The sequence below is a fragment of the Stenotrophomonas sp. ZAC14D2_NAIMI4_7 genome (assembly GCF_003086675.1).
In the GTDB taxonomy this organism is placed as follows: Bacteria; Pseudomonadota; Gammaproteobacteria; order Xanthomonadales; family Xanthomonadaceae; genus Stenotrophomonas.
Genome location: NZ_CP025995.1, coordinates 2,878,780 through 2,894,985 on the forward strand (window position 1 = coordinate 2,878,780; position 16,206 = coordinate 2,894,985).

A 16,206-nucleotide genomic window follows, 5' to 3' on the forward strand; every position below is an offset into this window, starting at 1 on the left:
GGGATACGGCAGCGGTTCCCGATGCGTTCAAACAACCGAACGCGACCTGACCGCCCGCCCCCTGCTCAGTGCCCGAAGCGCAGAGCGTCCACCGCACTGCCCAGCGCGGCAACGCGCACCGTGCTGCGCTGTCCGGTCTGGTGGTGGTGCTCGCTGGCGTGGGCGGCGGCCGTATCGAAGGCGTCCGCGCCGCTGTCGAAGGCCTGCACTTCCTGCGAGCGGGGATCGATGAACGACCAGCGCTGGGCGTGGCATTGGACGGTGATGACCATCTCGAGCTCCTGCAGTTGGAAAATCCAGGTCGGAGAAGCCCGACCGGTGCTATGGGGGATACGGTAGCCATCGGTTCCGGGGACGCCTATCAGATTTGTCCGAAAAATCCGTACGCAAAGCGCGGGACGGCGGCCTCCTCACATCCCTGAGGACGTTTAGTGAAGAAAATTCGTGACCCTTGTCACGAAGTCGCAGTCGTTTCACACTATCCTCACCAACGGGGGCCCCTTCCACATGCGCACCTTGCTTTCCACCCAGCGTTCCACGCTGCTGAAGTTCTATTTCGTTGCCTGCTACGTCGTGCTGATTGAAGAAGTGCTGCGCGCTTCGTTGACGTAAGCGCTTGCCGATTGGCTTGAAAGCGCCTGAAAATGACGCTTTCAAGCTTAGGGCCATCACCATGCGTCTCGCCTTGCTGATGCCAGTGCTGTGCGCGCTGCTGGCGGCCTGTGCGCCGCCATCGACCACCCCGGCCGAAAGCGCCGCCTCGCCGCCGGCGCCCGCGCAGGTAGGTGGCGATCGCGACGAACACGGCTGCATCGGCTCGGCCGGCTACCAGTGGTGCGCGCGCAGCCAGCGCTGCGAACGCCCGTGGGAACTGGCACAGGCACAGGGTCTGGCCAATACGGCCGACGCCATCGATGCGTGGTGTGCCGCGCCGCCGCGCCCGGCCCGCCCCTGACAGCAGCCCCCACGAGATTCCCGATGGCCGAATTGTCCCCCCTTCCCGCCTTGACCCCGGGCCGCTACCGCCACTTCAAGGGCGGCCTGTACCAGGTCGTGGATATCGTGCGCAGCAGCGAAACCCTGGAACCGATGGTGCTGTACCGCGCGCTGTACGGCGAAGGCGGGCTGTGGGTGCGGCCCTACCCGATGTTCGTCGAGCAGGTACCCGGCGCCGACGGCCCGCAGCCGCGCTTCGCCCGCATCGGCGACTGATCGCACGACCTCACGCGCTGCGCACGGCCCCGCCGCGCATGCTGCAGGCGACTTCCTGCCGGATTGCCCTGCCCATGCGCCGCCTCCTGATTCCGTGCCTGTGGCTGCTGGCCACGCCGGCCGTGGCCGACGAACTGCCGGCCTTTGATCGTCCCGGCCTCGGCTTCGGCACCGATACGGTGCCGCGCGGCGCGTTGGCACTGGAACTGGGCCTGCCCACCTGGCAGCGCGACCGTGACCGCGACGGCGTGCGCACCCGCTCGCTGGCGGGCGACGTACTGTTGCGCACCGGGCTTTCAGAGCAACTGGAACTGCAGCTGTCGACCAGCCCGTGGCAGCGCCAGAGCGTACGCAGCGCAGACCTGCCGACCCAGCGCCAGCACGGCAGCGGCGACACCCAGCTTGCTCTGAAGTGGGCTGGCCCGGGCAGCACCGAGCGCACCGCGTGGGCGTTGCTGGCCAGTGCCGTGGTGGCACGTGGCGATGCCGATTTCAGCGAAGGACGCCAGTACGCGCTCGCGCTCAGCGTGGAACAGGCGCTGGGCGAGCGCTGGACCGCCGCGCTGTATGCCAGCCACCAGCGCGGCGACGGCGAGCGCAGCACCGCCTGGTCACCCAGCCTGTCACTGGCGGCCAGCGACCGCCTTAGCGTGTTCGTCGAAGCCGGGATGACCCACAGCCGCGGCGCGCCCGACCAGCGCGTGGCCGGTGCGGGGATCACCTGGATGCTGCGACCACGCGTGCAGCTGGACGCCTCCTTCGACGCCGGTCTGGATGCCGACAGCCCGGACCTGCAGGTCGGCACCGGCCTGGCGGTCTACTTCGACTGACCGGCACGGCAACGCGGCGATGCGCCAAGCGCTGTTGCTGTGCACCGCCCGCCTGATCGCCCAGCACGGCCTGGCTGCGCTGACCGTGCAGGAGGTGGCAGACGCCGCAGGCGTCAGCATGGGCGCGTTGGCCCTGGCCATGGCGCAGGAAGCACTGAAGCTGTGCCGCTCGCCGTCGGAGACCCTGCCGGCGGCAGCCTAGGCGACCTTCTTGGCCACCTTCATGCCCAGCACGAACAGGATGACGGCGATGATGATGCCGGCCCAGAACAGGAACTTGGCAATACCCACGGCAGCGCCGGCAATGCCGCCAAAGCCAAGCACGCCGGCAATCAGGCCGATGATGGCGAAAATGATGGCCCACTTGATCATGTCAAACCTTTCCCCTGCGGGGCGTTCATTGGTGTGATCAGGCTAGGCAAACGCCGATGCCAGGTACGTGAACAGGCCGCACCTGCAGCGTGAAATAGCTGCTGCTCAGCGCGGCCGGAAACGCAGCAGGGCGACGGCGAACGCCAGGAACACGGTGCCCACCAGGCGCTCGAACCAGCGCTGCGCGAACGGCCTGGCCAGCCAGCGGCGCAGGCCATGGCCACCGGCGGCGTACATCACATACCAGAACAGTTCGCAGCCGGCGAAGGTGGCCACCAGCACCGCGTACTGCATGCCCTGCGCACGTGTGGGATCGATGAACTGCGGCAGGAACGCCGCGGCGAACAGCAGCAGCTTCGGATTGCTCAGGCCTACCAGCAGGCCGCCGCGGAACACCGCCGCGTGGCCGTGCTCCAGCGCCGGCAACGGCGCGTCGCCGGTGCTTTCGGCACTCACCTGCAGGCTGTCACGCCAGGCCCTGATACCCAGCCAGGCCAGGTAGGCCACGCCCAGGTAACGCAGCACATCGAACACCCGCGGCGACGACCGCAGCACCGCACTCAGGCCTGCTGCCGACGCGGCCAGCACCAGAAGCATGGCCAACAGGCAACCGGCCATGGCCGGCACGCTGCGGCGGAAGCCCAGCCCGACACTGCGGCCGAGGATGTGTAGCATGTTCGGACCGGGTGTGCCACACAGCACGAATACGGTGGCCAGGAACCACCACCAGGTTTGCAGGGCCATTGCCGTTCTCGACGCGGGAAGCCCACCAGCTTACGGGTTGTCGCCGCGCGGCAGTACGTACAGCCCGGAGCCTGATCGACGGTTACAGAAGGCAGCCGGCATGCGAGGGCCGGTCTGTGCTGCAATGCGGCCTCACGCACGGAGACACGCATGAAGACCTTGGGCCTGATTGGCGGCATGAGCTGGGAAAGCTCGGCGCAGTACTACCGCCTCATCAACGAGGATGTCCGCCAGCGGCTGGGCGGCGCGCACTCGGCGCAGCTGCTGCTATGGTCAGTGGATTTCGCCCGCATCAAGCAGCTGCAGCACGACGGCGACTGGGACGCGCTGGGCGCGGAGATGATCGATGCCGGCCGCCGGCTGCAGGCAGGGGGCGCCGACCTGCTGGTGGTCTGCACCAACACCATGCACAAGCTGGCCCCACAACTGGAAGCGGCCTGCCAGCTGCCGCTGCTGCATATCGCCGATCCGACCGCCAACGCCATCCGACGCGCCGACCTGCGCACGGTCGGACTGCTGGGCACCGCCTTCACCATGGAAGAAGACTTCTACCGCAAGCGGCTGAGCGAGCGCTTCGGGTTGCAGGTGCTGGTGCCGGACGCCGACGACCGCCGCGATGTGCACGACATCATCTACCGCGAGCTGATTGCCGGTGTGGTGAATGAAGCCTCGCGGCAGCGCTATGTGGACGTGATCGCACGCCTGGTGGCGCGCGGCGCCGAAGCCATCATCCTCGGATGCACCGAGATCATGTTGCTGGTAAGGGAACAGGACAGCCCGGTACCGCTGTTCGATACCACCACCCTGCACGCCCGTGCCGCGGTGGACGCCGCGCTGGCCGACGCTTTGTAGAGTCGAGCGAGCTCGACGCTACGGCGCCTGGATCTCCAGCGCCGTTTCCAGCCAGTCCATCACGGCGGGTGAATCGCACAGGAAGAACAGCGCATCGCCGCTGCGCGCTTCGGTCAACAAGCGATACACGCTGATGGCCACGCCGGACTGGCTGGCAATGAACACTTCGCCGCTGCGCGGGCCTTCCACCTGCCGTGACAGGTGCTGCAGCGCCCGGCGCGCGGCCACGGTGTCGGCCGGCTCTGCCTCTCGGCTCAGCTCGACGCCGCGCAGGCCCCAGGACACGAACACGCGTTTGCCCTTGAACGTGGTGTCCAGAACCTGCACGCCGGCCTTGCCCTCGCCGGCCGAGCGATGAATGACGATACTGCTGATCAACGCAACCCCCTGTGGTCGTCGTGGTCCGCACACCGCCTGCACGCCACTACGCCGCAACCCGGGGCTGGAAGCTCCAGCCCACTGGTGCGGCGAAGAACGCGAAGGACTACCGATGCGATCGGATGTGCGGATGATGATACGGGAAGTACCCGGGCGTATGGGTCTGCACGCTGAACAGCAGGCGGTTACGCGCGCGTGCCTGCGCCCTCGGCCAGGCACGCGCCCACGCGCGTTTCCAGCAGCGCCATCAGTGCCGGGTCCATGCAGGCGTAATCGTCGGGAATGTCCAGGCAGTGCAGCGGCGTGTGCAGCAGCAGACGCGCGAACTGCGCCTGCAGGCGATGCTGGTGCTTGGCTTCCATCACGAAGATCACATCGGCCCAGCGCAGATCCTGCACGCTGATGGGCCGCCGTGCATGCGGGCTGGTGCCGGCCGAGCGCGCATTGAAGCCCGGCCGCCGTCGCCAGATGGCTTCGGCGGTGGGGCTGCGCAACTGGTTGCGGCTGCAGACGAAGAGCAGGTTGATCATGGCTGCTCCAGCTGCTGGCGCACGCTCCGGATGGGATAGACGAAGCCCAGTTGCCGTGCACGCGCCAGCTTTGCGCTGCGCAGGTACATCAGCTTCCAGTTCTTTTCGGGCTTGATCAGCGCCACGCGCGTTGCGCGATCGCCGCCATGCAGGCGCGCCGTGGCACGACGCCAGGCGCGGTTTCGGTGGTGGTACATGCAGTGTTCTCGTAAGGACCGGGGTCAGCAGCCGCGGTGATACGAGTGGCGCGCAGCATACACCGGCGCAACAAAAAAGCCCACGCTGTGATGCGCGGGCTTTTCGGTTCATTGCACTAATGGTCGGGACGGCCGGATTCGAACCGACGACCCTCTGCCCCCCAGGCAGATGCGCTACCAGGCTGCGCTACGCCCCGACTGATGCTGCAATGTTCCCGCCTGTGTGGCGGGCCGTGAAGTATAGCGGATTACTTGGAAAAAAGGTTCAGCGTCGCAGCAGTTGCAGCACTTCTTCCAGTTCCATCCGCACCTGCTTGATGATCTGGTTGCTCAGCGCCGATTCCTCGCGCGCATCCGGACCATCCAGGCGCAGGCGCGCGCCGCCGATGGTGTAACCCTGTTCGTACAGCAGGCTGCGGATCTGCCGCACCATCAGCACGTCGTGGCGCTGGTAGTAGCGGCGGTTGCCGCGGCGCTTGGCCGGCTCAAGGCTGGGAAATTCGGTTTCCCAGTAGCGCAGCACGTGCGGCTTGACGTCGCACAGCTCGCTTACTTCACCAATGGTGAAGTAGCGCTTGGCCGGGATCGGCGGGAGTTCGCGGTTACTGCCCGGATCCAGCATAAGCTTCCACCCTCTCCTTGAGCTTCTGGCCCGGACGGAAGGTGACCACCGTACGGGCGGAAATGGGAATTTCCTCGCCGGTCTTGGGGTTGCGACCCGGGCGCTGGCTCTTGCGCCGCAGATCGAAATTACCGAAGCCCGACAGCTTCACCTGACGTCCCTGTTCCAATGCTTCACGCAGCACATCGAAAAACGCGTCGACGAATTCCTTGGCTTCCCGCTTGTTCAGACCGACTTCGTCGAACAGCTTTTCCGCCATCTCCGCCTTGGTCAATGCCATTGCCTGCTACCCCCGAGTGCTGCCCGCTCAGCCGCGGATCCGGGCGTGATGTTCACGCTCGATGGCAGTGACCGCCTCGGCCACCACCGCTTCCACGTCGCGGTCCGTCAGAGTGCGCGACTTGTCCTGCAAAATCAAGCCCATAGCGAGACTCTTGAACCCCGGCTCGACCCCCTGCCCGACGTAACGGTCGAACAGGTTCAGCTCGCGCAGCAGCGGCCCGGCGGCCTGGCGGATGGTGGCAGCCAGGTCGCTCCAGGCCACCTGTTCAGGCACCAGGAACGCCAGGTCGCGGCGCACCGCCGGGAACCGCGACAGCTCGCCGGCACGCGGCAGTGCACGGGCACTGAGCGGCTCCAGGTCCAGCTCGAACGCATAGACATCCACTTCGATGTCCATGGCCTTGGCCAGGCGCGGGTGGATCTGGCCGATCCAGCCGATCGCCACGCCGTCGCGATGGATCTCCGCCGAACGGACCGGATGGCCGAACGGGCGCTGCGACGGACGGAATTCGAGCACCGCGCCGCTGGCGGCCGCCAGCGATTCCAGGTCGCCCTTCAGATCATGGAAGTCGACCTTGCGGGTCGGCAGGCCCCACTGCACGGCCTGTGCATCGCCGCACACGGCGGCGGCCACGCGCGGGGTTTCCAGCGGTGCCGGCCGGCTTTCGCCGGGCGAGGTCTCGCCATCCTGCTGGGCGAACACCCGGCCGACCTCGAACAAGCGCACGCGCGCGAGCTGACGGGCGGCATTGCGGCCCAGGGTGGCGACCAGGCCCGGCAGCAGCGCCGGGCGCATCACCGCCAGCTCGGCCGACAGCGGGTTGGCCAGCGGCACCAGGTTGTCGCGCAGCTGCCACTGGGTCAGCAGGGCGTCGTCAACGAAAGCGAAATTCAGGGTTTCCTGCAGGTCGCGGGCAATCAGCTGGCGGCGCACGCTCAGCACGTCCAGCTGGGTCTCGGTCGGCATCGCCACGCGTGCAGCGCCGCCCGGCAGGGTGGTCGGAATCTGCTCGTAGCCGTGGATACGGGCCAGCTCCTCGATCAGGTCTTCTTCGATGGCGATGTCGAAGCGGCGGCTCGGCGCGGTCACCTGCCAGCCTTCGCCGGCCGCAGTCACGCCCATTCCCAGCGCGCGCAGGATGCGCTCGACTTCGGCGTCTTCAATCGTGATGCCCAGCACGCGGGTGATGCGGGCGCGGCGCAGGGTGATCGTTGCCGCCTGCGGCAGATCCGCCTGATTGACCGCCTCGCTGACGGGCGCCGGGGTACCGCCGGCCAGATCCAGCACCAGACGGGTGGCGTACTCGATGGCGGTGCGCGGCAGTGCCGGGTCCACGCCACGTTCGAAACGGTGGCCGGCATCGGTGTGCAGGCCCAGCTTGCGGCCGCGGCCCATGATGGCGGCCGGGGCGAAGTGCGCGGCCTCCAGGAACACCGCGGTGGTGTCGTCGGTCACGCGGGTGTCGAAGCCGCCCATCAGGCCGGCCAGGCCGACCGCGCGGTCGGCATCGGTCACCACCAGGAAGCTCTCGTCCAGCACCGCGTCGCGGCCGTCGAGCAGCTTGATGGTTTCATTGGCGCGCGAACGGCGCACGCCGATGCTGCCCTGCAGGGTGCCCAGGTCGTAGGCGTGCATCGGCTGGCCCAGTTCCAGCATCACGTACTGGGTGATGTCGACCAGCAGCGACACCGGGCGCACGCCACTGCGGCGCAGGCGCTCGGCCATCCACAGTGGGGTCTTGGCGGCGGCATTCACGCCTTCGATTACACGGCCCAGGTAGCGCGGCGCTTCGGCGCCGGCAGCAAGGGTGATGGAGAGCTCGCGGCTGCCGACCGGCGCAATGGCCTCGGCAGCGAACGCCAGCACTTCGCTGCGGGTGGCGGCGGCCACGTCGTAGGCGATGCCGCGCACGCTGAAGCAGTCGGCGCGGTTCGGGGTCAGCTTGATCTCGATGCTGGCGTCGGGCAGGCCCAGGTACTCGACCAGGGTCTGGCCAACCGGCGCGTCATCGGGCAGTTCCAGCAGGCCCGAGGCATCGTTGTCCAGGCCCAGTTCCTTGGCCGAGCACAGCATGCCGTTGGATTCCACGCCGCGCAGCTTGGCCGGCTTGATCTTCAGGTCGCCGATCTGCGCACCCACCATCGCCAGCGGCGCGACCAGGCCCGGGCGCGCGTTGGGCGCACCGCAGACGATCTGCAGCAGTTCACCCTGCCCTGCATCGACCTTGCACACCTGCAGGCGATCGGCTTCGGGATGGCGCACGGCCTCGACGATGCGTGCCACGACCACGTGCTGCAGGCCGTTGCCGAGCGCGGTCACCTCTTCCACTTCCAGACCGATGGCGGTCAGCACCGCGCTCAGTTCATCGCGCGAGGCGGAGGTCGGGACGTGGCTGCGCAGCCAGTTTTCGGAGAATTTCATGGTGTCACCCTGGTGGGCCCGGCGCATGCGCCTGGGCCTGCGAATTTAGGAGCAGTCGATTCAGGAACAGTCGAGCAAGCTCGACTCTACGGGCCGACGCTTACGCGAACTGTTTCAGGAACCGCACGTCGTTTTCGAAGAACGCGCGCAGATCGTTCACGCCATAGCGCAGCATCGCAAAGCGCTCCACGCCCAGGCCGAAGGCGAAGCCGGTGTAGCGTTCCGGATCGATGCCGACGTTGCGCAGCACGTTCGGGTGCACCATGCCGCAGCCCAGCACTTCCAGCCAGCGGGTGCTGCCATCGGGCTGCTGCCAGGCGATGTCCACTTCCGCGCCCGGTTCAACGAACGGGAAGTAGCTGGGGCGGAAGCGCATTTCGAAGTCGCGCTCGAAGAACGCGCGCACGAACTCGGCCAGCGTGCCCTTCAGGTCGGCGAAGGTCGAATGCTCGTCCACCAGCAGGCCTTCCACTTGGTGGAACATCGGCGAATGGGTCTGGTCGCTGTCGCTGCGGTACACCTTGCCGGCGGCGATCATGCGCAGCGGCGGCTGGTGCTGGCCCATGTAGCGCACCTGCACACCGGAGGTATGCGTGCGCAGCAGGCGGCCGTCACCGAAGTAGAAGGTGTCGTGCATGGCGCGCGCCGGATGGTGCGGCGGGAAGTTCAGCGCCTCGAAGTTGTGCCAGTCATCCTCGATTTCCGGCCCTTCGGACAGCTCGTAGCCCAACCGGCCGAAAATGCCGGTGATGCGCTCCAGGGTGCGGGTGATCGGGTGCAGGCCGGCACGGTCGCCATTGCGGCCCGGCAGGGTGATGTCGATCGCTTCGGCGGCCAGGCGCGCATCCAGTGCGGCGTTCTCCAGCACGGCCTTGCGCTCGCCCAGCGCGCTGGACAGCGCGTCACGGGCCTGGTTGATGGCTTCACCGGCGGCCTTGCGCTCGTCGGCCGGCAGGGTGCCCAGCTGCTTCAGCTGCGCGGTGATGCTGCCGCTCTTGCCGAGCAGGGCCACGCGCAGCTGTTCCAGCACGTCGGGGCTCTGTGCGGCGGCCACGTCGGCCAGCGCCTGGGTGGTGAGGGATTGGATGTCGCTCATGGGGGGCCGGAACTCCAGTCGGTCTGCCATCGCGATGCGCGAAGGGCCGACCCCTGTCGCCACCGCCGGTCCCTGCAACGCGCGCCTGCGGCATTGCCGGAACCCAAAAAAGAATGGGGAAGGACTTGCGCCCTTCCCCATGCATTGCCTCTACCTGACACCGTTCACCGTGAACGGAAACGGCATCGGGAAGGACTTATGCCGCCAGTGCGCCCTTGGCCTTTTCGGCCAGCGCAGCAAAGCCGGCTGCGTCGTGCACGGCGATATCAGCCAGGACCTTGCGGTCCAGGGTGATGCCGGCCTTCAGCAGGCCGTTCATGAAGCGGCTGTAGCTCAGGCCGTTGATGCGGGCAGCCGCATTGATACGGGTGATCCACAGCGAACGGAAGTTGCGCTTCTTCTGCTTACGGCCAATGTAGGCGTACTGCTGTGCCTTGATGACCGCCTGCTTGGCAACGCGGAAGACCTTGCGACGGGCGTTGTAATAGCCCTTGGCCAGATCCAGAATTTTCTTGTGGCGGCGACGCGCCTGTACGCCACGCTTAACTCGTGCCATTTTTCAGTTCCTCAGAGGTAAGGGAGCATACGATCCAGACGGCCGGCGTCTTCTGCGCGGACGTGGTTCGTCTGACGCAGGTTACGCTTACGCTTGGTCGCTTTCTTCGTGAGGATGTGGCTACGGTTGGCGTGGCCGCACTTGTACTTGCCCGAGGCGGTCTTGCGGAAACGCTTGGCCGCTGCCCGGTTGGTCTTGATCTTGGGCATTGCAATGTCCTTGATGGGGGTGACCCTGGTTTCTGACTGATCTGGCGGTGGCCATTGCCACTCTTTCCGTCCTGCCATGATCGGCGTACGACCCGTCCTGGGTGGGTCGAGCCGGGCATGATACAGGCAAATCCACCCCGCCACCAGCCCTTTCAACCGTTTCCGTACATTGCCGCAAAAGCAAAGGGGCGCCCGTGGCGCCCCTCTACCCTGAACCATTCAGCCAGGCGCCCCTAAGGGCAGCCTGCCAGGCCTCAGGTCTTCTTCTTCGGCGCGATCATCATCACCATCTGGCGCCCTTCCAGACGCGGACGGCTTTCGATGACGATGTCCTCGCCCAGATCGGCTTCGATCCGGTTGGCCATTTCCCGACCCAGTTCCTGGTGGCTCATTTCACGGCCACGGAAACGGATGTTGACCTTGATCTTGTCACCGTCTTCAAGGAAACCACGCATCTTGCGCAGCTTGATCTGGTAGTCGCCCTCGTCCGTGACCGGACGGAACTTGACTTCCTTGATCTCGACCTGCTTGGTCTTCTTCTTGGCCTCGCTGGCCTTCTTCTGCGCTTCGAACTTGAACTTGCCGAAGTCCATGATCTTGCAGACCGGCGGATCGGCCTGCGGCTGGATTTCGACCAGGTCCAGGCCTTCATCTTCGGCCATGGACAGCGCTTCGTCGCGCGACAACACGCCGATCATTTCTCCGTCACTGCCGATCACGCGGACGCGCGGCACACGGATTTCCTGATTCCTGCGGTTCTGTTTGTTGTCAGGGGTGCTGATATTACGTTCTCCCAAGGGTATCGAACCGGCCCGGGTGCCTATGCCCCCGGACCGGACCTTTGCTTACGCGCCCTCGGCCTGCAGCCGTTCGATGAAGGCCTGCAGGCTCATGCTGCCCAGGTCTTCGCCAGAACGCGTACGCACCGCCACAGCCCCATTTTCCTTCTCGCGGTCACCGATGACCAGCAGGTAAGGCACGCGCTGCAACGTATGCTCGCGGATTTTATAGCCGATCTTCTCGTTACGCAAATCCGAGCTGACGCGGAAGCCTTGCTCCGCAAGGGTTTGGGTCACGCCCGTGACGTATTCAGCTTGGGCATCGGTGATATTGGCCACCACCACCTGGGTCGGCGCCAGCCAGGCCGGGAACTGGCCTGCATGGTGCTCGATCAGGATGCCCAGGAAGCGCTCCATCGAGCCGACGATGGCCCGGTGCAGCATGACCGGGTGCTTCTTCTGGCTGTTTTCGTCCACGTACTCGGCACCCAGGCGGCCGGGCATCATGAAATCGACCTGCATCGTGCCCAGCTGCCAGGTGCGGCCGATGGCGTCCTTCAGGTGGTACTCGATCTTCGGGCCGTAGAAGGCACCCTCGCCCGGCAGCTCCTGCCACTCCACGCCGCAGCTGGACAGCGCCGAGCGCAGCGCGCCTTCGGCCTTGTCCCAGGTAGCGTCGTCGCCCAGGCGCGATTCCGGGCGCAGCGCGATCTTGATCTGGATCTCGTCGAAGCCGAAGTGCTGGTACACCGCCAGCGCCTGCTGGTGGAACGCGGTCACTTCCGATTCGATCTGGCTTTCGGTGCAGAACACGTGGCCGTCGTCCTGGGTGAAGCCACGCACGCGCAGGATGCCGTGCAGCGCGCCGGACGGCTCGTTGCGGTGGCAGGAACCGAACTCACCGTAACGGATCGGCAGGTCGCGGTAGCTGTGCAGGCCCTGGTTGAACACCTGCACGTGGCCCGGGCAGTTCATCGGCTTGACCGCGTAGGTGCGCTTCTCCGATTCGGTGAAGAACATGTTGTCCTGGTAGTTGTCCCAGTGGCCGGACTTCTTCCACAGGCTCACGTCCAGGATCTGCGGGCAGCGCACTTCGCCGTAGCCGCTGCTGCGGTAGACCTTGCGCATGTACTGCTCGACCACCTGCCACAGTGCCCAGCCCTTGGGGTGCCAGAACACCAGGCCCGGCGCTTCTTCCTGCAGGTGGAACAGGTCCTGCTGCTTGCCGATGCGGCGGTGGTCGCGCATTTCGGCTTCTTCGATGCGCTTGATGTAGGCCTCGAGCTGCTTCTTGTCGGCCCAGGCGGTGCCGTAGATGCGCTGCAGCTGTTCGTTCTGCGCATCGCCGCGCCAGTACGCGCCGGAAATGCGGGTCAGCTTGAAGGCCTTCAGGAAGCGCGTGTTCGGCACGTGCGGGCCGCGGCACATGTCCACGTATTCCTGGTGGTAATACATGCCCATGGCCTGGATGTCATCGGACATGTCCTCGATCAGGCGCAGCTTGTAGTCCTCGCCACGCGCCTTGAAGATCTCGATCACTTCCGCGCGCGGGGTCATCTTCTTGATGACGTCGTAATCCTGGGCGATCAGTTCACCCATGCGCTTTTCGATGGCGGCCATGTCTTCCGGCGTGAACGGGCGCTCGGAATAGATGTCGTAGTAGAAGCCCTCGGCGATGACCGGGCCGATCACCATCTTCACGTCCGGGTACAGCTGCTTGACGGCGTGGCCGACCAGGTGGGCGCAGGAGTGGCGGATGATTTCCACGCCCTCCTCGTCCTTGGCGGTGATGATGCGCAGGCTGGCGTCCTTGGCGATCACGTCGCTGGCATCAACCAGCACGCCATCGACCGAGCCGGCGATGGTGGCCTTGGCCAGGCCGGCGCCGATCGACTGGGCGACGTCCATGACGCTGACGGGGTTTTCGAATTCGCGGCGGCTGCCGTCGGGAAGGGTGATGTTGATCATCGATAGGGCTTCGTGCGGGGCCCGCGCGGCGGGCTGGAATGCAGTCCCGGGCGGACGCCCGGGCAATAAAAAAGCGCCACGAGGGCGCCTGGAACAGGGCCTTCGGGGGCAGATCAGCGATGGACGGTGGTAGTGCTCATGTCGCACGCTCGGCCGGCGCGTGGGCGCGGGCCACCTTGTTCCAGAGAGTCAGGCACTGATCTTAAACCAGCGCACGACAAAGCCCAAGCGCCCGCGCGCAGGACTGAATGCGGCCTGCTGGCGGCGTGAAATAGCAATGATTACCATGTGCGGTCGGCACAGCCGATGCCCGCCCTCCCCGCTTGCCCAGGACCCCGTGATGCGCCACCCGCCTCGACCGGCCGCCGCCGGCCCCGCCCGTGTCCCGCAGCTGTCGGCTCCGCGCCAGCACGGGAGCCGCCGATGATCACCGTGGCCCTGTCCAGCCTGGGCTTCTGCAGCCTGGGCCTGCTGGCGTCGATGTTCTCTGCCGTGGCCTTCTACGCCGCCTCGCCGCACTGCCGCTGGCCGCGCCTGCGCCGCGCCGGGCGCCTGGGCCGGCAGATCGGCCTGGTGGCGGCCGCTGCCGCGCTGTGGCTGTGGATGGCCGAACTGGGCTTCGCCACCGGGCTGGTGGTGATGCTGTGCGCGTGGATGCTGACCGCCCTGCTGCTGCCGGCGCTGGCCGCCTGGCACCGTCCCGGTGTGGAGCCGCGCTGATGTGGATGCGCGCCTTCGCCGGTCTGCTGGCTGGATTCCTGCTGGCCGCCGCGGCCACCGGCCTGTTGACCTGGCTGCCGCCCGGGCCCTGGACCAGCGCGCTGGTTCCAGGCCTGATCGCCTTCGTGCCCCTGTGGATGCTGGCGGCGTTGTGGGCCTTCAGCTTCCGCTCGCCCACCCGCGCCTGGCTGGTCCTGTCGGCGTGCGCCGCCGTCGGCTTCCTTGCCCTGTGGCTGCTGCGCCTGACCGGCGCGGTGCAGTGAGACTTTCCGCATGAAATTCAGTTCGCAGACCCTGCGCACCTTCACCACGCTGCATACCTGGGTCGGCCTGGTGGCCGGCTTCGGCCTGTTCGTGGCCTTCTACGCTGGCGCACTGACCCTGTTCCACCACGATCTGCCGCTGTGGCAGACACCGGGCGCTGCCTCGGCCCTGCCAGCCGGGCTGGACGATGCGCAGTACCTGCTCGATGACGTGCTGGCCCAGCACGCCGAGGCCCGCCGCCATGTCGGCATGACCTTCCCCGGTGACGACCACCCGCGCCCGCTGGCCTACTGGCAGGCCGGCGATGGCAGCTGGCGCTATGCCTGGCCGGGCCACACCGGCGGCAGCGCCACGCCGCCGCAGACCGGCCTGGCCGAGCTGGTGAACGAGCTGCATTACAGCCTGGGCCTGCCGGTCGCAGGCCTGTACGTAATGGGCATCGTCAGCCTGCTGTACGGCATGGCCCTGCTCAGCGGGCTGGTCATCCACCTGCCCAAGCTGCTGGGCGATCTGTTCGCGCTGCGGCCGGGCCGCAATCTGAAGCAGATGTGGCAGGACGCGCACAACGTGATCGGCGTGCTCAGCCTGCCCTTCCATCTGATGTTCGCGGTGACCGGCGCCCTGCTGTGCCTGGTGTTCATCCAGATTGCCCTGCTCAATCCGCTGATCTACGACGGCAAGGCGCTGCAGGCGGTGCCTGCGGCCATGGATACCGCACCGCTACGCGAGGCCAGCGGCGTGCCGGCCGCGCCGGGCAGCCTGCGCCTGCTGCATGCGCGCGCCGTGGAAGCCGCACGCGCTCAGGGCGTGACCGATTTCGAACCGGCGTACCTGAAGCTGGCTAACGGTGGCGACAGCCGGGCCACCATCGAGATCACCGGCGAATCCAGCGGCACCCTCGGCCCGCTGGGCTCGGTCGCGCTGGACGTGGCCAGCGGCGAGGTGCTGGCCACCCAGTTGCCGGGGCGACGCGATGCCAACCACGCCACCCTGAGCGCGGCCTATGCCCTGCACTTCGGCGAATTCGGCAACGGCGTGGTGGTCTGGCTGTACTTCCTGCTGGGGCTGGGCGGTGCCTTCCTGTTCTATTCGGGCAACCTGCTGTGGATCGAATCGCGGCGCAAGCGGCGCCAGGTCGAGCAGCCGCGTTCGGGGGTGAACATGGCGCGGGCGACCGTGGGCGTGTGCATCGGCCTGTGCGTGGCAATCTCGGTCGCCTTCATCAGCGCGCTGGTGCTGGAACGGGTGGCCCCGGCCAGCGTGGACCACGGCATCCGTTGGGCCTGTTTCGCTACCTGGGCGGCGTGCGCACTGTGGGCGGCACTGCGTCGCCCGGCACAGGCCGCGCGTGAACTGCTGTGGGCAGCGGCGATCAGCACCGTGCTGGTACCGGTGGCGCATGGCGCGCTCAACGGCGATTGGCTGTGGCTGGCTGCGGGGCGCGGGCACTGGCCACTGTTCTGGATCGACGTGGTGGCCCTGGCCATGGCCGCCGGCTTTGCGCGGCTGGCACTGGCCAGCCAACGCCGCGCCCGCAGCGGCGACCCCAACAGCGTCTGGGCGAATTGATGAGACCGCCGGGCATGGCCCGGCGCGCTACGCCTCGCCTGTTAGCGTCGAGCTGGCTCGACTGCTGTTGCATTCGATACACATCGCGCCAAGAGCAGTCGAGCATGGCTCGACTCTACGAAGGTCCGTTCGTGGCCCACACGCATTACACGGCATATCGGGTCCGAGGGCGCGGCCCGGCGCTACCGGTCATCCGGCGTCGGGATAACGACTGACTTCGATCAGGTTGCCGTCCGGATCGCGGAAGTACACCGACTCGATCGGCCCCAGCGCGCCGGTCCGTGCAACCGGCCCCTCCTCCACGACAACGGCCTGTGACTGCAGGTGGGCCAGGACATCGACCGTTGCCGCACGCGTGACCAGGCAGAGGTCGGCACTGCCCGGCATGGGTTGTGCGGCATGTGGCTGCAGTGGCGCACTGGCCGGGTGGAGATTGATCTTCTGCTGGCCGAACTGCAGCGCGGTGCGGCCGGCACCGAAGCGCACGACCTCCATCCCCAGCACGCGCTGGTAGAAATCGCAGCTGTGCTCGATATCGGCAACAGTAATGACCAGATGGTCGAGGCGGTCGATGATGATCATGCCCGCAGCTTAGCGCGACGAC

The 16,206-nt window shown here is 66.8% G+C and carries 23 protein-coding genes and 1 tRNA gene; 8 read left to right on the plus strand and 16 right to left on the minus strand.

The features are described from left to right. Positions 1-65: 65 nt before the first annotated feature. Entirely contained in the window at positions 66-272 is a 207-nt protein-coding gene (locus tag C1922_RS13265) for a hypothetical protein (RefSeq protein WP_108750185.1), read from the minus strand. Between the two features lie 401 nt (positions 273-673). Here C1922_RS13265 and C1922_RS13270 point away from each other — a divergent pair, with 401 nt between their 5' ends. The 4 genes from C1922_RS13270 (at position 674) to C1922_RS13285 (ending at position 2,244) form a co-directional block, all read left to right on the plus strand. Then, positions 674-955, plus strand: coding sequence for a hypothetical protein (locus tag C1922_RS13270; protein ID WP_108750186.1), 282 nt, complete (start codon positions 674-676; stop codon positions 953-955). A gap of 23 nt (positions 956-978) precedes the next feature. Then, entirely contained in the window at positions 979-1,212 is a 234-nt protein-coding gene (locus tag C1922_RS13275) for a DUF1653 domain-containing protein (protein ID WP_108750187.1), read from the plus strand. A gap of 74 nt (positions 1,213-1,286) precedes the next feature. Continuing rightward, positions 1,287-2,042 carry a transporter gene (locus C1922_RS13280; protein ID WP_108750188.1) on the plus strand — a complete coding sequence of 252 codons (756 nt, stop codon included), beginning with the start codon at positions 1,287-1,289 and terminating at the stop codon, positions 2,040-2,042. Between the two features lie 19 nt (positions 2,043-2,061). Beyond that, entirely contained in the window at positions 2,062-2,244 is a 183-nt protein-coding gene (locus C1922_RS13285; RefSeq protein WP_159091972.1) for a TetR family transcriptional regulator, read from the plus strand. Here the strand turns inward: C1922_RS13285 and C1922_RS13290 are convergent. After that, entirely contained in the window at positions 2,241-2,414 is a 174-nt protein-coding gene (locus C1922_RS13290) for a DUF1328 domain-containing protein (RefSeq protein ID WP_108750190.1), read from the minus strand. The genes C1922_RS13285 and C1922_RS13290 overlap by 4 nt on opposite strands. A 105-nt stretch (positions 2,415-2,519) precedes the next feature. Continuing rightward, positions 2,520-3,158: a LysE family translocator gene (locus tag C1922_RS13295; RefSeq protein ID WP_108750191.1), complete on the minus strand. Its 639-nt coding sequence runs from the start codon at positions 3,156-3,158 to the stop codon at positions 2,520-2,522. Positions 3,159-3,308: 150 nt separating this feature from the next. Between C1922_RS13295 and C1922_RS13300 the strand changes: the two genes are divergently transcribed. Continuing rightward, positions 3,309-4,010, plus strand: coding sequence for an aspartate/glutamate racemase family protein (locus tag C1922_RS13300; protein ID WP_108750192.1), 702 nt, complete (start codon positions 3,309-3,311; stop codon positions 4,008-4,010). 18 nt (positions 4,011-4,028) lie between these two features. On the opposite strand, the gene C1922_RS13305 is transcribed toward C1922_RS13300, so the two are convergent. The 12 genes from C1922_RS13305 to thrS all read right to left on the minus strand — a co-directional run bounded on the left by C1922_RS13305 (position 4,029) and on the right by thrS (position 13,049). Further along, the gene (locus C1922_RS13305; protein ID WP_199912180.1) at positions 4,029-4,388 is read right to left on the minus strand and encodes a hypothetical protein; all 360 of its coding nucleotides are present in this window, start codon (positions 4,386-4,388) and stop codon (positions 4,029-4,031) included. A gap of 185 nt (positions 4,389-4,573) precedes the next feature. Next, positions 4,574-4,918, minus strand: a complete 345-nt coding sequence (locus tag C1922_RS13310; RefSeq protein ID WP_108750193.1) for a phosphotyrosine protein phosphatase — start codon at positions 4,916-4,918, stop codon at positions 4,574-4,576. Beyond that, positions 4,915-5,115, minus strand: a complete 201-nt coding sequence (locus C1922_RS13315) for a hypothetical protein (protein ID WP_108750194.1) — start codon at positions 5,113-5,115, stop codon at positions 4,915-4,917. The genes C1922_RS13310 and C1922_RS13315 overlap by 4 nt, the downstream gene beginning before the upstream one ends. A gap of 120 nt (positions 5,116-5,235) precedes the next feature. Next, positions 5,236-5,312 (minus strand) — tRNA-Pro (locus C1922_RS13320). Between the two features lie 68 nt (positions 5,313-5,380). Further along, on the minus strand, positions 5,381-5,737 hold the full coding sequence (locus C1922_RS13325; protein ID WP_005410431.1) for a MerR family transcriptional regulator: 357 nt from the start codon (positions 5,735-5,737) through the stop codon (positions 5,381-5,383). Beyond that, complete coding sequence (locus tag C1922_RS13330; protein WP_108750195.1) at positions 5,718-6,017, minus strand: integration host factor subunit alpha; 300 nt, start codon at positions 6,015-6,017, stop codon at positions 5,718-5,720. The genes C1922_RS13325 and C1922_RS13330 overlap by 20 nt, the downstream gene beginning before the upstream one ends. Before the next feature lie 27 nt (positions 6,018-6,044). Continuing rightward, positions 6,045-8,441, minus strand: a complete 2,397-nt coding sequence (gene pheT / locus C1922_RS13335; RefSeq protein ID WP_108751597.1) for a phenylalanine--tRNA ligase subunit beta — start codon at positions 8,439-8,441, stop codon at positions 6,045-6,047. Between the two features lie 100 nt (positions 8,442-8,541). Further along, positions 8,542-9,537, minus strand: coding sequence for a phenylalanine--tRNA ligase subunit alpha (gene pheS / locus C1922_RS13340; protein WP_108750196.1), 996 nt, complete (start codon positions 9,535-9,537; stop codon positions 8,542-8,544). A gap of 196 nt (positions 9,538-9,733) precedes the next feature. After that, positions 9,734-10,093, minus strand: a complete 360-nt coding sequence (rplT, locus tag C1922_RS13345; protein ID WP_005410435.1) for a 50S ribosomal protein L20 — start codon at positions 10,091-10,093, stop codon at positions 9,734-9,736. Positions 10,094-10,104: 11 nt separating this feature from the next. Beyond that, positions 10,105-10,302, minus strand: coding sequence for a 50S ribosomal protein L35 (rpmI, locus tag C1922_RS13350; protein WP_002811096.1), 198 nt, complete (start codon positions 10,300-10,302; stop codon positions 10,105-10,107). 254 nt (positions 10,303-10,556) lie between these two features. Then, positions 10,557-11,099, minus strand: a complete 543-nt coding sequence (gene infC, locus C1922_RS13355; RefSeq protein WP_108750197.1) for a translation initiation factor IF-3 — start codon at positions 11,097-11,099, stop codon at positions 10,557-10,559. A 48-nt stretch (positions 11,100-11,147) separates the two neighbouring features. Next, positions 11,148-13,049, minus strand: coding sequence for a threonine--tRNA ligase (gene thrS / locus C1922_RS13360; protein WP_108750198.1), 1,902 nt, complete (start codon positions 13,047-13,049; stop codon positions 11,148-11,150). Between the two features lie 423 nt (positions 13,050-13,472). Between thrS and C1922_RS13365 the strand changes: the two genes are divergently transcribed. The 3 genes from C1922_RS13365 to C1922_RS13375 are packed head-to-tail and all read left to right on the plus strand — an operon-like array spanning position 13,473 to position 15,602. Further along, on the plus strand, positions 13,473-13,769 hold the full coding sequence (locus C1922_RS13365) for a hypothetical protein (RefSeq protein WP_108750199.1): 297 nt from the start codon (positions 13,473-13,475) through the stop codon (positions 13,767-13,769). Next, the gene (locus tag C1922_RS13370; protein WP_108750200.1) at positions 13,769-14,032 is read left to right on the plus strand and encodes a hypothetical protein; all 264 of its coding nucleotides are present in this window, start codon (positions 13,769-13,771) and stop codon (positions 14,030-14,032) included. The genes C1922_RS13365 and C1922_RS13370 overlap by 1 nt, the downstream gene beginning before the upstream one ends. A gap of 10 nt (positions 14,033-14,042) precedes the next feature. Beyond that, on the plus strand, positions 14,043-15,602 hold the full coding sequence (locus tag C1922_RS13375) for a PepSY-associated TM helix domain-containing protein (RefSeq protein WP_108750201.1): 1,560 nt from the start codon (positions 14,043-14,045) through the stop codon (positions 15,600-15,602). 189 nt (positions 15,603-15,791) lie between these two features. Here the strand turns inward: C1922_RS13375 and C1922_RS13380 are convergent, their stop codons facing one another. Further along, positions 15,792-16,184, minus strand: coding sequence for a VOC family protein (locus tag C1922_RS13380; protein ID WP_108750202.1), 393 nt, complete (start codon positions 16,182-16,184; stop codon positions 15,792-15,794). Positions 16,185-16,206: the final 22 nt, after the last annotated feature.

Excerpts from the sequence above, each read along its gene's own strand:
- C1922_RS13330 (WP_108750195.1), bottom strand. The coding sequence starts at position 6,017 with ATGGCATTGACCAAGGCGGAGATGGCGGAAAAGCTGTTCGACGAAGTC.
- C1922_RS13265 (WP_108750185.1), bottom strand. The coding sequence starts at position 272 with ATGGTCATCACCGTCCAATGCCACGCCCAGCGCTGGTCGTTCATCGAT.
- C1922_RS13270 (WP_108750186.1), top strand. The coding sequence starts at position 674 with ATGCGTCTCGCCTTGCTGATGCCAGTGCTGTGCGCGCTGCTGGCGGCC.
- C1922_RS13325 (WP_005410431.1), bottom strand. The coding sequence starts at position 5,737 with ATGCTGGATCCGGGCAGTAACCGCGAACTCCCGCCGATCCCGGCCAAG.
- C1922_RS13315 (WP_108750194.1), bottom strand. The coding sequence starts at position 5,115 with ATGTACCACCACCGAAACCGCGCCTGGCGTCGTGCCACGGCGCGCCTG.
- C1922_RS13380 (WP_108750202.1), bottom strand. The coding sequence starts at position 16,184 with ATGATCATCATCGACCGCCTCGACCATCTGGTCATTACTGTTGCCGAT.
- thrS (WP_108750198.1), bottom strand. The coding sequence starts at position 13,049 with ATGATCAACATCACCCTTCCCGACGGCAGCCGCCGCGAATTCGAAAAC.
- rplT (WP_005410435.1), bottom strand. The coding sequence starts at position 10,093 with ATGGCACGAGTTAAGCGTGGCGTACAGGCGCGTCGCCGCCACAAGAAA.
- C1922_RS13290 (WP_108750190.1), bottom strand. The coding sequence starts at position 2,414 with ATGATCAAGTGGGCCATCATTTTCGCCATCATCGGCCTGATTGCCGGC.
- C1922_RS13295 (WP_108750191.1), bottom strand. The coding sequence starts at position 3,158 with ATGGCCCTGCAAACCTGGTGGTGGTTCCTGGCCACCGTATTCGTGCTG.
- C1922_RS13285 (WP_159091972.1), top strand. The coding sequence starts at position 2,062 with ATGCGCCAAGCGCTGTTGCTGTGCACCGCCCGCCTGATCGCCCAGCAC.
- C1922_RS13275 (WP_108750187.1), top strand. The coding sequence starts at position 979 with ATGGCCGAATTGTCCCCCCTTCCCGCCTTGACCCCGGGCCGCTACCGC.
- C1922_RS13300 (WP_108750192.1), top strand. The coding sequence starts at position 3,309 with ATGAAGACCTTGGGCCTGATTGGCGGCATGAGCTGGGAAAGCTCGGCG.
- C1922_RS13365 (WP_108750199.1), top strand. The coding sequence starts at position 13,473 with ATGATCACCGTGGCCCTGTCCAGCCTGGGCTTCTGCAGCCTGGGCCTG.
- rpmI (WP_002811096.1), bottom strand. The coding sequence starts at position 10,302 with ATGCCCAAGATCAAGACCAACCGGGCAGCGGCCAAGCGTTTCCGCAAG.
- C1922_RS13280 (WP_108750188.1), top strand. The coding sequence starts at position 1,287 with ATGCGCCGCCTCCTGATTCCGTGCCTGTGGCTGCTGGCCACGCCGGCC.
- pheS (WP_108750196.1), bottom strand. The coding sequence starts at position 9,537 with ATGAGCGACATCCAATCCCTCACCACCCAGGCGCTGGCCGACGTGGCC.
- C1922_RS13375 (WP_108750201.1), top strand. The coding sequence starts at position 14,043 with ATGAAATTCAGTTCGCAGACCCTGCGCACCTTCACCACGCTGCATACC.
- C1922_RS13370 (WP_108750200.1), top strand. The coding sequence starts at position 13,769 with ATGTGGATGCGCGCCTTCGCCGGTCTGCTGGCTGGATTCCTGCTGGCC.
- pheT (WP_108751597.1), bottom strand. The coding sequence starts at position 8,441 with ATGAAATTCTCCGAAAACTGGCTGCGCAGCCACGTCCCGACCTCCGCC.
- C1922_RS13310 (WP_108750193.1), bottom strand. The coding sequence starts at position 4,918 with ATGATCAACCTGCTCTTCGTCTGCAGCCGCAACCAGTTGCGCAGCCCC.